Below are 12,496 nucleotides of genomic sequence, written 5' to 3'. Positions count from 1 at the left end.
ACATGGCCAAAGAAGACGTTACTCAGACCACCTACACCATCAATCAGGAAGGCAAAGAGCGTCAGGTATTCACTGACGCAAAGGCCGCTGGAGAAGCGTGGTTCAAGGCTGACTTGAGCAATAAACCGATGATCCTGGTACAGGAGCCCGGTGATCGTGCGAAAATGTACGCTGGCACCGGTGTGCATGAAGGTAAGCCATACAAGGATTTGCCGTTTGATAATGCACCTGGTGCAGCTGATTTCAAGGCGTCGTTCAAAGGCGCTCTTGAGCTGAGCAAAAAGGAGCATGCCGGTGCTGCAGCTGGTAAGCCTGCAGAACCAGAACTTGCCAATTCAAAACCGAAGGATATGCCTGCGTACGAGCGCGCTGTCGCTGGCAAAACCTACGAAGGCAAGGTGGTTGGGTTCAAGGAGAACCAAGTCATACAGCAGATCGTGAACGGTGATCGCGTCACGCACATTGCGCATGATCGCTCCGCGCTGAGCAGTGCAAAGTCCGGCCTTGTCCACCCTGGCAAAGACTTGTCCATTCGTTACCCTTTCGCCGGTGTGGGCATCGTCAAAGATCGTCAGCTGCAGCATGAACAAAAGGTGCCTTCGCACCAGCCCAAGGGACTTGGCGGAATGGGCCGAGATTGAACCTAGGTAGATTTTAAGAAAAGGGGGCTTTGCCCCCTTTTTGCTGCCTTCGATAAATGCGATTCCGCGCCATGCTGTCAGAACGTAGCGCGGTCAAGTGGAATGGCGGGGGCCCCGCCGAAGGTGGGTCCCGCCTCCGCAGGACCGCCGCAGGCGTATTCTGCTTGACGGTGCGCAGTGACCCCCAGTCTGCGCCGGGGTGTGTGGGGTAGCTTCACCACCCCGCGCACCTGAGGCCTGGGCGACCCCAGCGAGTTGACAAGGGCAGCGCCCTTGGTGTTGCTTTGTTCTGCCGTCCAGGGGGCACCCCTGGCTGCCAGCGGCGATCCTAGCTCTGCTCGGCAATCACCTTGTTTCGGAATTCGATAGCGCGACTGATGGAAACGCCGGACAATGATTCGTAACCCAGCCACGGACCGACATAGTTTTTTAGCTGTGCCGTGGTTGGCTGCTTCGGTAATGGATCAGCAGGCGCACGCCCCAACGCTTCGCGCCAGTTACGAACCGTTGTTCTTGAAACGCCTGCAAGATCTGCCACGTCCTGGTCATGCACTATGCCCAAGAGCGGCTTGTAGCGACGTAACGGATGGTTGACCGGGAAACGCTTCGGCTTTGGGAGTGGGGGCGGTCCCGGCTTGGCCTTGACCCCTAAAGATTTGCGGTATTGATCAACGCTGTAGGCAGAAACCCCGCAAAGGCGCGCTACAGTTCGAGTTGATTCTATGCCCAACAAATGCCGGTAGGGCTCGATGGCCATTCTTACATTCCAAGCTTCGATATCGAATAGCTGACGCCGGTAACGAATTACGTTTTTTGTCGTACCGACAAGCTGAGCCAAGTCCTCGTCTCTCATGGTCCCCAGCTTGCAGTCATACCACCTGGCCTGGCCTATATTCTTCCAATCAGCCATAAAATCCTGTCATCTAAATGCGAAAGGTTCCGGCAATACCGGAACCCCATATTCTCATCACAATTCAAAAAATCATCTACACGCCTGATTTACCTGCGCTCGGTCCGTCCAGAGCGGAACGCTGTTTGCGTTCCAGCGCCTTACCGTCCAACACCGTGCGCGGCTTGATGGACTCGTTACGCTGACGCTCTCGCGCCTGCTGCAATGACAGGGCTGTAGTTTTGTCGTATCGGTTTGCAATGGCGGCAGGCAATCCGGCTATTGAGTCGGTATAGATGCGCGCTTCGTGTCTTGCCCGGCTGATGGCCACGTACCAAAGGTTTTGTGAGGTTGTCCGGCTTTTCGTGTTGATGGAGATCATCACTCGATCATTTGTAAGACCTTGGGCGCTGTGGACGGTAGCGGAATAGGCGTGCTCTAGATGCAATGGTCGGTTAGTTGGAAGGGCCACTACTCGTTCTGGCGTGCCGTCTTTCTCTTTGAGGGATGCCAGCTCGATGACGCCATTGGCGTTCCCAACAACCCGCATTCGGTCGCCGTTGGTGAGATCCAGTTTCTGATCATTACGGGTGATCCGCACCAGATCGCCAACGGAAAATTCAGGTTTCTCAAGGTTGTACACGCTGAGCTTGGTCAGCTTCCGAGGATTAAACTCGACGCGGTTCCCGTTCTTGTCTTTTACCACCAGCACGTTTCCGGGCAGGGCCTGGTCAACGGTATACAGCTCCCCTCGGGACAAGCCAGTTCTTATGTAATCCTTCTCGGGCTGTACGATCATTCCCTTTTTGTAGCTTGGAGCGTACCGTCGTTCGGCTTGTGTGGTGTCGACGCGGTTGAGCGTCGGCAGCTCTTTCCCGTTGCCTACGAGGCCAAGCGACTCCCTTGTCATTGCGTTGATCTGTTTGCGGTCCTTGTTCGTACCGGCGACGATCAATACTTCTTTGCGTTCTTCCGGCGTCAACGACATGTAGTCACGAACGATGGCTTGGTGCCGTTGGCCAGGCTCCCGGAATTCTTCAACATGATTGACATGCTCAAGTGACTTTCCCGGGTTGCCATCAGCCGCATGCTGAACAGCAATTTTTAGTTCCTGGTTCTTCTGTCGCTGAATTTCCTTGATCCGCGCAGTTTGCATACCGTTCTGCTGCAACTGGGCGAATGGTTTGCCAGCCTCGATAGCTTCCGTTTGTTTGGTGTCGCCCAGCTGGACCAGTCGGGCGCCGGACTGCTCGATGATTCGCATCAGATGCTCCATCTGGCGTGCGCCGACTACACCTGCCTCATCGAGTACGACGATTGTCCGCTCGTCCAGCTTCTTGTCTTTGGTATGGAAAAAGCTGGCGAGTGTGTGAGCGTCCAACCCTTCGTTTTTCAGTGCGGTTACTTGGTTGCCGTAGGGTGCCAAAGCAACGACACGGAAAACCGCATCGGTCGTTGTAGTCCGCTCGGTCATGGCGTTGTTGACTGACTCGATCAGCTTAACAGCGCGATCAACTGAGTAAGTTTTGCCGGTTCCTGCGTCGCCCTGGATGCCAACAAATCGGTTGCTCGTACTGACGATCACTTCCACGGCCTGGTACTGGCCTGCAGATAGTGTTGAGCCCTCAAGTGCTTTTGCTACCTGCTCCTTGCTCAACAGCGGCGCGACTAGGCCACGTCCGCTGCGCTCGATAGCGAGGATCGCCTTTTCTCGTTTCAACGCCCGTTGAGTGGTGTACCGTTTTTCAGCTTCAACCAAAGAGCCACGGGTGATCGCCATCTTGACGTACTGCTGGGCTTCCTTGTCAGTCCAGCCCTTTTGTTCTTTCAGCAATGCGCGCCACCCAGCAGGTGACAGCGCCGTCCCATCCTTACCTGTGGCCATCGTGTAGGTTGGTGGAGATTCGATAAGCGTTCCCTGTTTCACCAGACGCTTGATTTCATCGTCGACTTCGGATGGCGATGCCAAGCCAACAGCGCGCCGTAGCGCAGCTGTGCGCAGATCAGACTCGCCGACAACCTGCTCACGTTCGGTCAAGTGGTTTATGGCGTATTGCACCACTGCTTGGCCAGCGGTGATGCCTTCCGGCAGGTTGTGTTCTGCATGGATGCTCTCTGAGCGCCTACCGTACTCGCGGTTATCAAGCTGACTGCGGCCGCCGAACTCGATACCTAGATCTCGCGCCTTGATGACCCAGTATTCTTTGACCAAATGACGGTCGCGCTCGTCTTTGCGTGGCCTGGTGGCCATCGCAATAATTTGTTTCTCCAAGGCCGTGGCGTTGCTTCGTGTTTTCCCGTCCTTGGCCAACGCTTCCTCGATCACCTTGGACCGGCTCGAAAACGCCTCGATCTGGTCCCTCGAAATATGGGCCAGCTCGAAATTCCCGTCTTTGTCCAACACCCGAATTTCATAGCCCAGCTCGCGCAGCTCCTTGGCCAGCTCGCCCTTGTACATGGCGTCGATCTGCGGTTGGATCTTGAAAATATCGTCGTTGTGTATTGCTCGCCATTTACCGTCTGCACGCCGTGTCGCGTTCATGACTACGGCGTGGGTGTGCAACTGAGGATCTTTGGCGCGGCTGAGTTCATGGCGAAACTTACCGATGATCAGGTTGCCCGTTCGTTCGAGCATGGACTTGCCATGTTCCTTTCGGCGGGTCTGCGCCAGTTTCTCGACATGCTCCATCGCTTTGGTTACTGCGCGGTCGTGCGCAGCTACCACGTCCTTGTCACCGGCGATCAGGGCTTGCATAGACACAGATTTCGGAGCTGAGAACGTCAGATCCAAACCCATCCGACGATTAACTATTTGACCTGTTTCCTTGTTGACGGGCTTGGGCATCAGCTCGCCGTTCGGAAGCTTGCCGTCAAAAAGCTTGGCCAGCTCCTTCTGGTCGATTGGCCCATCCAGGCCTAAAAGCTCGGCGCCGATTCCCTGCCACTCGCCGGGGGACTCTTTTGCGTAGTAGTCGTCTGCAGCTGTGTAGTAGCCAGCTGCAGCGTACTGGTTGCTCCCCTTGATAGAGGTAACATTGAACATGGCTACCTCGTTACGCGGCTTGACCGGTTATCATGATTGCCTGGGCGCGCTCTTTGTAATCAATGTACGGCGTCTTTACCTTGGTGATCGGGAAGTCTTCACCGAATTTCACGTAGGCGACCAGATCTGGAAGGTTGGAGATTTCAGAAGCCTGAACCACCGGCTCATCCCGCGTGACTTCCTCGGTCCTGGTCAACTTGCCCGCGGTGTAGGATTTCCGCCAACGCTTAACATCGTGAGAGCCGAGGATTTCGCTGGCCATGCCTGCGTTCTTGGCGTTCGCTGCAGCAAGAATGACGTAATTTCGGAAGCACGAAAGCAGCGTTTCCGCATCGTCACGGCCATAACTGGCGTTGAGTTGCGACCAATCCTGCAGGCTGCCGACCATACGCAGACCATGTTTCCGCCCTTTGGTCGCCGCAGGAACGAAGCTTTCCAGTTTGCCGAGGGACTGCAGCTCGTCGAGGAACAGCCATAGCCGTTTGCCTGTCATCGGCTCTGAGCTGAGGATCGTTGCACAGATGGTGTCAATCCACGTGGCCACCAGTGGTTTCATGGTGTCCCGCATGTCCTCCCGCCAAGTGATGAACAGATTGCCGGCATTAGGATCGTTCACCCATTGGTAGATGGAAAAATCGCCCTTGCTCATGTAGCGCAGCGGACGAATGTATTTGTTCATCATGAACTGGATGCTGGCGATTGCCTTCTCTGCGTTGTCGCGGAAGTAGCCCTCGGAGTCCGTGTTGGCCAGGAAAGCGCGGATGGTGTCGCCATCCTCCCGCACCAGCAAATTCACCAGCGTGTCTTGGTTCGGGTTGTTGGTTTCTTTCAGCTTGCGCATGGTGTCGGACAATACGTCGCGAGCGTACGCGCACCATTGCTCGTCACTCGGGTCGACCTGGGGCGGGATTATCGACTTGGCCATCCGGTTGAAGTCATGGATGCCACGGATCTCGTTGAAGATGGTCCAGCCAGCGGAGCGGGCGTCGAATGGGTTGAGAATGTAATCGCCTTTGAAACTGAATTTCGAATAGAACGTGCCGTTTGGGTCGACAACGGCCATGCGATCACCACGCTTCAATGCCGAGGCGATCATGCCTTCCATGGTCACCGACTTACCGGCACCGATAGACGCGCAGATCATCGTGTTTCGATCTTCAAGGTGCAGAGGCATAGGCAGCTTGCCAATCATGACCGGCTCAGACTTGGCCAACCCTCGCTTTTTCCGCTCGCGATTCGTCTTCTCGTTACGGCGGCGCACCTTTGCCTTGACGGTATGCCAGTTTTTTATCTCCGAGCCCCGCAAAAATTCCTGGTACTGCTCGCCCCGGAACCCATCGTCACAATACTCGTACAGGTAATAAACCAGCGAAGCGGCGACCGCTGACGTGGCAATTGTGGCCCCCAGTACAATCGGGTTCTGCCAGCCGTTGTGAAGCGTTTCCTTGAACGCTGCAGGGAATGGCGTCAACGGCATCTGTGCCAAATAAACGCCTGCTGCCCATCCAGCGATCGGCAAACCGAAACCCGCTGTCATCACTGCAGAATCGACTTCTCTTTTATGCATTGTCCTCTCCTGATAGACGTTCGATATCGCTGGCCAGCTCTGGCAACAGCGTACTGATCAACTGATCGGTATCGACCAGATGGCTGAGTTCGGCACGCAATTGGTTGACCTTTCCTTGCTGTAAACCTTGGCGCAGCAAGTAGACAGCAATGGTCAAAAGGGTGCGATTTTGCGCCTGAGCCTGGCTGACGTTTTCGAGCAAACCAAGCATGCGTTGCTGATCTGCCCAGCTGTCCAAATCGGTCTGTCGGCTCCCCGATTTTTCGTTGGCCAGAGCCTTGTCACGCACGTAGGTGGACAGGTGTTTGTAGCCTGCCAACGCTGCCGCTTGCTCAAGGCGAGCCTCTTGGTCGTCGTTTAAACGTATTGGAAGTGTCTTCGCCACGGTGGTCCTCTCTGAGCCAAATATGGGACTAATTCAGGATAACGATAACTTCCGAAATAGCGTATAGCAAATGCAATACATAAAATGCTTGATTTTATTGGTCTAAATGATAATTTTGTAATACATATGTATAGCGCATGAAATTCATGAATTTGCTCTGTAAGCCGCTCCCAGCGCGGCTTTAACCTACCGCTAGGGGGGTGCGTGTTGTGTATTGAGACTTTGACCCTGTTAAGGGGAAAAGTTGAAGCTCTTGTTAAGGGCGTATCCACTAGTCAGGCCGCAGGCCGTAGGGGGGTAGCACAGATGGTATGCAGAAAGGGTGCAGGAAGGGTGCTAAGAGAGTGCAAGAGGGGTGCAACTTGACTACAGGTAGGGGGCGATTAAGATGCACCTAGAGTGCAATAGGGGTGCAGATAGGGTGCAAAATGGGCGACAAAGATCTAACGAATGCACTGATGGCGGTAGGGCCTGAGTCAAAGGCAGCGAAAATACGCCAGGTGATGCCATTGATTGAGCAACAACTGAGCGCGGGTGTACGTCGCCAAGTGATCCTGGATGTGTTGAAACAACAGGGGATCGAGCTGAGCATGGAGACGCTGAAAAGTTACCTGTATCGGTATCGAAAAACGCAACGACAGAAGCCCACGCAATCGAACCAAACTACGAACCCAGCGCCAAGCATGCAGCCAGTGGTTGAGCGAGGGGAGCCAGAAATAGAAGGAGGTGTATCGTACGATACAGATGGAGAAACGAAGGTCAGTCAAGCGGCCCCGTTGGGGCCGCTTGAGCTGAGCAAGATTATGAATCCTGGGGATGATCAGAACGCCTCAGATCTGGCCATGTATGAGAATGCAGGCCGTCGAAAAAGGACGCCAAAATGAAAATCGCAGTAGTCAATTTCAGCGGTAACACCGGCAAGACAACCTTGTCCGATTCGCTGCTGTCGCCACGCATGGGCGGCGTACGTTTCGCGGTAGAAACGATCAATGCCGGCGCATCGGATGATGCCGCCGAGATCGAGCTGCTCAAGGGTCGCCGGTTCGGTGAGTTGTCGGAAATTCTCATGACGGAAGACAACGCCGTGGTCGACGTTGGAGCATCCAACGTCGAGGATTTTTTCAAGTACATGGGCCAGTTTGCAGGCTCGCACGAAGAATTCGATTTCTTCCTGGTGCCCACGGTATCCGAGAAAAAACAGCAAGCGGACACCATCAACACGATCAAGACGCTGGCCACGCTGGGCGTTCCGCGCAGCCGGATTCTGGTGGTCTTCAACAAGGTCGAGATCGACGACGCGGACGACTTGCCGCACACCTTCGCAGCGTTGATGGGTTTCCACGAGCTGGAGAAGAAATTCATGCTCAAGCGTGATGCGGTGATTTACTCGAACGAAGTGTTCGAACGCCTCCGGGCTTTGAAAACCAGCATCGCCGCTGTGGTGCAGGACACCACGGATTACCGCGAGCAACTGCGAGCCGCGCAAGACGATGCCGCAAAGGAACAGGCCAAACGGATGATCTCTGTGCAGCGCCTGGCAAAGTCGGCCTGGCAGAACCTCGATCAGGTGTACGCCACGCTGTTTGGAAAGGGGAAGTAAGCGATGGCCAAGGACGCTACGACAGCGCGTGAAGCGATGGTCGGGCAGATGATGGAAGATTTCGACGCGCTCGTCCGTCGCCTGGAACAGGTAGACGGCGAGTTGGCGGCGAAGATCTCCGAGGCGGTGCGCGATGGCTCGGGTAAGGCTCTGCTCCAGTCGCAGATGAACTTCGAATCCATGATGGAAAAGGAGCGCAATGCCCTGATCCTTGCCGGACGCGAAGCGGTCGCAAGGATTGGTAACGAGATTAACCGGAGTTCGGCCAATCTGATCACGGCGCAAGCGCAGCGCCGCGCCGTAGGATTTTGCGCAATGCTCATCGGCGCCGGTGTGGTTATCGGCGCACTTCTCATGGTTGTAGGCCAGCAGCTCAGGCTGTTCGGTTGATCGAGGGGGCACGCCCCCTTTTTTTGGGGTGTATCCTGTATCGTACGATACAGGATATGCTTTCCTACGAATTACACCCGCCCCGCCGCTGGTAATCAGGCTTTGGGGTTTTTCTCGCATGCGAGAAAGGAGTCCTTATGTCCGCTACACCAAGTCAGCAGCTTTACGAAGAAATTGAAGGGGCCTATGACTGGTTCAATGAAAAGTTGTTTGGCGGGCAGCTGCCCGGCTGCATTTTCACCCTGCAGCGAAAAGCCAATACGTTTGGGTATTTCTCGCCGTCGCGTTTCCTGCGCCGGAACGGCGCGGGAAAAAGCGATGAGATTGCGCTCAACTGTGCGTACTTCGCGCATCGTCGGATCGATCAGACGCTTTCCACGCTTGCACATGAACAGGTTCATCAGTGGCAAGACCACTTCGGCACGCGATCACGAAGCGGCTACCACAACCGCGAGTGGGCCAACAAAATGAAGTCCATCGGACTGATGCCGTCCGATACAGGTGAGCCAGGTGGTAAGCAATGCGGCCAGCAGATGACGCACTACATCATTGATGGTGGGCCATTCGCTGTTGCATGCCAGGAACTGATTGAACAGGGCGGCATGCTTTCTTGGATTGACGTGGTTACCCAACGGGTGGCCATGTCAGCGACCCAGCTTTACGGGCCTGATGGAAAACCCGTCGAACAGCCTGTGGCTGATCCGACGATAGACATACTGGCGCTAACTTCGGCGGGGTTGCTGACTCCTGCCACAAACCCCGAGGATCCGAAGAACAAGCGCAAATACACATGCCCGAGCTGCCATTTGAATTTGTGGGGTAAGCCAGGTTTGAGCGGTCGCGTGCAATGCGTCGACTGCAATGTGCCGTTCGTGGATTCAAAAGAACTGGTGGAAGTCCCAGCAGATCCATCACCCAGTTGAGCCGGTCGCAAATGTCTGACGTTTCAGGATGAACGTCAGTTGATTGCGGCTGGCCGCTGCCGGTCAGGCGACGTATGAGCTGCGGATCCAAGGGCGCAGCTCTTGGTCGCCGAAGGCTGCTTTTTCGCTGCAGGAGCTCACGCACGAAAAATCGTCCAGCGAGCGAGGCCCAACAAAGGCCAGAGCGAGCGGAGCAGTTGTCCACGGGCTGGACGTGCTGTTTGCCCGGGCGGTGGGCAACTGCAGGACGATTTCCTGAGCCGTGCAAAGATCTTGAACGTGAGTTGCTGCAGCGTCCGGCCGCCAGGCCGGAAGGTTTTAAATCCGACCGGGAGGTCGGCCAAGGTAAAACCCTGTGCCGTTACAAAGCAAGCGGAGCGCGCAGGCCGAAGGCCGGAGGCGTGAGGATGGAAGCCCGAAGGGCCAAGACCTGGCGCGCTTTTGGCCAGGGCTTGGTTCACGACAGCCGCCCCCCGAAGGGGGCACGCACAGGGAAATTAGGGGGTAGATCTAGGCTGGATTCTTGTTTGCAGCGGGGGCAATCGCCGCCCACTGTTTGGCACCGTTTGAATAATCACCACCTTCGGCAATGAACACTTGGCCATCTTCTAAAACCGCGTACACACCTGGTCTTTCATGGTCAGGGTCGCGCAGTTCATTTTTCCAGCAGTAGGCAGACTGCTCCCAAATACACACGATCCCACCAGACTGTTCTTGGTTATTTTTACGCCATACCTGGGCGATCTGTCGAAGGTCAGCAATTTGGTGTTGCATGCGGCACCTCATTTTTGGAATCAGTTGATGTTACGCAACGAGCATTCTAACCCTGGGCTGGCAATGGAATATTAGGCGACGTTGGGGTAACGCATGGCATCCGGGCCGGGTTTTTCGCAATCTCCGCGCAGTGACTTTCATAGTCAGCTTGGGCGCGGTCCTTGGCGTATTTTTGTTGAATCCATCCGGCTACCAAAAAGATGGCCAACCCAACGAATAGGATTTTATGGCGTCGTGATGTGGCGGTTTTCATTGGTGAGTTCCATTCATTTTGATTCGGGATAAACGATGCCTTGCAGCGTCCAGCTTACAAAGCGGTGAGCCTGTTCAATCTCGCTTTCCAACGCTTGCCGATCCGGGCAGTTGTGATCATCGGCGGCGTCTTGCAACAGGCGCACGCGGTCGAGCTGGTGCAGCAACTCAGGCGTGAGGGTCACAGTTTGAGGCGCGAACGTGTACGCCACCGGGTCATCTTCAAACAGCACCGGCAGGGCCATGCCGTTGTTTTTGAGCCATGATTTAAAATCGGTCTTACGCATCCTTGCCTCCCTTTTTCGTTGCCGGTTTGGCATCCATGTAGGGCTTGGCCATCTCCATGACTTGCGCGGCCAGCTCGGGCGGTAACCAGACCATAACGGGCACCAGCTCACTGGCCCCGTGCTCGTCTAGGATTGCCCGAACTCGCTTTACTGCTGCGTGAACGGTCTGTTTAGACATGTCCCTAGCGTTGGCCACGTCTTGCGGTCGCTGGCCATCTACCAAGATGGCCTTGGCGATCTCTACCGTAGAGACCGCCAAGCGACGCGAGGCGAATACCGGCGATATTCTTTTCCAGTCCTCGGCGGTGTAAATCGACTGCATGTAGTAACTCCGTTTTTCAGTGGTCAATGATTCGTGGCCACCGCTGTGCAGATCCGGGAACGGATCTCGCTATGGGTGATGATCGACAGACACAGGAACGACCAGCAATGACCGAAACAACGGGCATACACGCGCACCAAATCGCCGACCTCGGGGGCCTGCAGTATGAATGAATCGCCGGTGTCATCGGCGAAGTAGTCCAACACCTGGCCATGACTGACCGCAAAATCAAAGCGCGCCTCAGTGATGCGCGCAGGCTTGGTGCCGTTGGCCGATTCCTGCGCCTGCAGGAAAGCGGTTTGATCGTCCAGCACTGCGCCGGGGTGACGCACGCGAATCTCCGGCAACATTAGCCAGCTGCAGCGAGCGGCCCACATGTTGGGGCCAATCTCGCGGGCGTAATCAATGATTGTGGTTTGACCTGGTACAAAGAAAACTTTCGGCATGGCGGCTATCTCCTTGCGAGGTAGGCCGGGCGTGTAGCGCCCGGCCTGAACTTGTTAGGCGGCTTCGCGAATGTGCTGAGCCAGAACCCAAAGGGCGCGATTTAGCTTCACGTCCTGGTCAATGCCGGTGACGGCGCGGGTACTGGTGCGGCGACCTTGCTTGTTGCGACCTGTAAGCCCTCCCTTGATGGAGTTTTCCTGTACGCGGTTGAATGTGGTCCAGAGATCATCGGTGCGATCTTCACGGCGGCGAGGCATGAGCAGCTGTGAAGCTGTCACAGGCGCCGGGCCTTCGGCTGGGTCGTAGCGGTACGCTAATGCAGCTTCGGCGAAAGCGTGTTGCAGCTCGGGGCGAATCTGGATTTGCTTCATGGTTTCGCGCTGATCCTCGATCAGTGCGAATTGGTCCAGCACCTCATATGCCCCCTCGATGACTTCGCCGATTACGTCTTGTCGACCGCTGTGACGGACTTTCTGATCCATCGCGGCTTCGCCCAGGACAAGGCCGTTGGCGCACACAAAGCGGAAGCACCCGCCCATCATTTGATAACTGCTGGTGCCATCGTGGCTGTTGAGCAGGATGATTTCGTTGGCTTCCTTGTCCATGATGTTGGACGCATGGCGCAGGCGGATCATGTGTTTGGTGTGCTGGATCTTGTCGGAGTTACGCACGCGGGTTTGGCAAGCCATGAAGGGTTCGAACCCTTCTGCGCGCAGCGCGGTAAGCACGTCGACGGTTGGGATGTAGCGGTAGCGATCGGAGCGGCTGTCGTGCGCTTCGACGGCAAAGATGGACGGCGCGACACGCGCGATTTCGTCGTTAGTCAAAGGGGTGTTGCTGCGAACCATGCAAGGGTTGCGGAAGCTGCTGGATAGACGCATTTTTGAATCTCCTTCGCGATGTGCCTGGGCGGTTGCCGCCGCTGGTTCCAGGCTGTCTTAGCGGTATTGCTTCGACATAGAAATTATCGCAAAAG

Annotated in this window: 14 protein-coding genes; 5 read left to right on the top strand and 9 right to left on the bottom strand. The window is 55.7% G+C overall.

Annotation, left to right across the window (positions count from 1 at the left end):
- Nucleotides 1–2 precede the first annotated feature (2 nt).
- A complete protein-coding gene (locus BLW70_RS00170) occupies nucleotides 3–641 on the top strand; it encodes a KfrB domain-containing protein (protein ID WP_011117452.1) in 639 nt (212 codons plus the stop codon).
- A 328-nt stretch (nucleotides 642–969) separates the two neighbouring features.
- Here the strand turns inward: BLW70_RS00170 and BLW70_RS00165 are convergent, their stop codons facing one another.
- The 4 genes from BLW70_RS00165 to BLW70_RS00150 form a co-directional block, all read right to left on the bottom strand.
- On the bottom strand, nucleotides 970–1,398 hold the full coding sequence (locus BLW70_RS00165) for a hypothetical protein (protein ID WP_128872254.1): 429 nt from the start codon (nucleotides 1,396–1,398) through the stop codon (nucleotides 970–972).
- Nucleotides 1,399–1,627: 229 nt separating this feature from the next.
- Entirely contained in the window at nucleotides 1,628–4,573 is a 2,946-nt protein-coding gene (mobF, locus tag BLW70_RS00160) for a MobF family relaxase (RefSeq protein WP_011117450.1), read from the bottom strand.
- Between the two features lie 10 nt (nucleotides 4,574–4,583).
- The gene (locus BLW70_RS00155; protein WP_011117449.1) at nucleotides 4,584–6,140 is read right to left on the bottom strand and encodes a type IV secretion system DNA-binding domain-containing protein; all 1,557 of its coding nucleotides are present in this window, start codon (nucleotides 6,138–6,140) and stop codon (nucleotides 4,584–4,586) included.
- Nucleotides 6,133–6,525, bottom strand: coding sequence for a hypothetical protein (locus BLW70_RS00150; RefSeq protein WP_011117448.1), 393 nt, complete (start codon nucleotides 6,523–6,525; stop codon nucleotides 6,133–6,135). The genes BLW70_RS00155 and BLW70_RS00150 overlap by 8 nt, the downstream gene beginning before the upstream one ends.
- Before the next feature lie 428 nt (nucleotides 6,526–6,953).
- Here BLW70_RS00150 and BLW70_RS00145 point away from each other — a divergent pair, with 428 nt between their 5' ends.
- From BLW70_RS00145 to BLW70_RS00130, 4 genes are all read left to right on the top strand, one after another.
- On the top strand, nucleotides 6,954–7,409 hold the full coding sequence (locus tag BLW70_RS00145) for a hypothetical protein (protein ID WP_011117447.1): 456 nt from the start codon (nucleotides 6,954–6,956) through the stop codon (nucleotides 7,407–7,409).
- Complete coding sequence (stbB, locus tag BLW70_RS00140) at nucleotides 7,406–8,125, top strand: StbB family protein (protein ID WP_011117446.1); 720 nt, start codon at nucleotides 7,406–7,408, stop codon at nucleotides 8,123–8,125. The genes BLW70_RS00145 and stbB overlap by 4 nt, the downstream gene beginning before the upstream one ends.
- A gap of 3 nt (nucleotides 8,126–8,128) precedes the next feature.
- A complete protein-coding gene (locus tag BLW70_RS00135) occupies nucleotides 8,129–8,515 on the top strand; it encodes a hypothetical protein (protein ID WP_019694541.1) in 387 nt (128 codons plus the stop codon).
- A gap of 137 nt (nucleotides 8,516–8,652) precedes the next feature.
- A complete protein-coding gene (locus BLW70_RS00130) occupies nucleotides 8,653–9,438 on the top strand; it encodes a SprT-like domain-containing protein (protein WP_011117444.1) in 786 nt (261 codons plus the stop codon).
- A gap of 510 nt (nucleotides 9,439–9,948) precedes the next feature.
- Here BLW70_RS00130 and BLW70_RS00125 read toward each other — a convergent pair.
- From BLW70_RS00125 to BLW70_RS00105, 5 genes are all read right to left on the bottom strand, one after another.
- On the bottom strand, nucleotides 9,949–10,212 hold the full coding sequence (locus BLW70_RS00125) for a hypothetical protein (protein WP_019694540.1): 264 nt from the start codon (nucleotides 10,210–10,212) through the stop codon (nucleotides 9,949–9,951).
- Between the two features lie 266 nt (nucleotides 10,213–10,478).
- The gene (locus BLW70_RS00120) at nucleotides 10,479–10,751 is read right to left on the bottom strand and encodes a hypothetical protein (RefSeq protein ID WP_019694539.1); all 273 of its coding nucleotides are present in this window, start codon (nucleotides 10,749–10,751) and stop codon (nucleotides 10,479–10,481) included.
- Nucleotides 10,744–11,073 (bottom strand): TrfB-related DNA-binding protein, encoded by a 330-nt coding sequence (locus BLW70_RS00115; protein WP_011117442.1) that lies wholly within the window; start codon nucleotides 11,071–11,073, stop codon nucleotides 10,744–10,746. Before BLW70_RS00115 ends, BLW70_RS00120 begins: the two co-directional genes overlap by 8 nt.
- 23 nt (nucleotides 11,074–11,096) lie before the next feature.
- A complete protein-coding gene (locus tag BLW70_RS00110; RefSeq protein ID WP_011117441.1) occupies nucleotides 11,097–11,519 on the bottom strand; it encodes a hypothetical protein in 423 nt (140 codons plus the stop codon).
- Nucleotides 11,520–11,573: 54 nt separating this feature from the next.
- Nucleotides 11,574–12,401 (bottom strand): DUF932 domain-containing protein, encoded by an 828-nt coding sequence (locus BLW70_RS00105; RefSeq protein ID WP_011117440.1) that lies wholly within the window; start codon nucleotides 12,399–12,401, stop codon nucleotides 11,574–11,576.
- Nucleotides 12,402–12,496: the final 95 nt, after the last annotated feature.

The organism is Pseudomonas frederiksbergensis, assembly GCF_900105495.1.
Taxonomy (GTDB): domain Bacteria; phylum Pseudomonadota; class Gammaproteobacteria; order Pseudomonadales; family Pseudomonadaceae; genus Aquipseudomonas; species Aquipseudomonas frederiksbergensis.
This window is presented reverse-complemented; position numbering and strand designations above follow the sequence as displayed.

Coding starts and splice junctions, on each gene's coding strand:
- BLW70_RS00155 (WP_011117449.1), bottom strand. CDS start 6,140: ATGCATAAAAGAGAAGTCGATTCTGCAGTGATGACAGCGGGTTTCGGT.
- BLW70_RS00115 (WP_011117442.1), bottom strand. CDS start 11,073: ATGCAGTCGATTTACACCGCCGAGGACTGGAAAAGAATATCGCCGGTA.
- BLW70_RS00145 (WP_011117447.1), top strand. CDS start 6,954: ATGGGCGACAAAGATCTAACGAATGCACTGATGGCGGTAGGGCCTGAG.
- BLW70_RS00170 (WP_011117452.1), top strand. CDS start 3: ATGGCCAAAGAAGACGTTACTCAGACCACCTACACCATCAATCAGGAA.
- BLW70_RS00105 (WP_011117440.1), bottom strand. CDS start 12,401: ATGCGTCTATCCAGCAGCTTCCGCAACCCTTGCATGGTTCGCAGCAAC.
- mobF (WP_011117450.1), bottom strand. CDS start 4,573: ATGTTCAATGTTACCTCTATCAAGGGGAGCAACCAGTACGCTGCAGCT.
- BLW70_RS00120 (WP_019694539.1), bottom strand. CDS start 10,751: ATGCGTAAGACCGATTTTAAATCATGGCTCAAAAACAACGGCATGGCC.
- BLW70_RS00130 (WP_011117444.1), top strand. CDS start 8,653: ATGTCCGCTACACCAAGTCAGCAGCTTTACGAAGAAATTGAAGGGGCC.
- BLW70_RS00125 (WP_019694540.1), bottom strand. CDS start 10,212: ATGCAACACCAAATTGCTGACCTTCGACAGATCGCCCAGGTATGGCGT.
- BLW70_RS00110 (WP_011117441.1), bottom strand. CDS start 11,519: ATGCCGAAAGTTTTCTTTGTACCAGGTCAAACCACAATCATTGATTAC.
- BLW70_RS00135 (WP_019694541.1), top strand. CDS start 8,129: ATGGCCAAGGACGCTACGACAGCGCGTGAAGCGATGGTCGGGCAGATG.
- BLW70_RS00165 (WP_128872254.1), bottom strand. CDS start 1,398: ATGGCCATCGAGCCCTACCGGCATTTGTTGGGCATAGAATCAACTCGA.
- stbB (WP_011117446.1), top strand. CDS start 7,406: ATGAAAATCGCAGTAGTCAATTTCAGCGGTAACACCGGCAAGACAACC.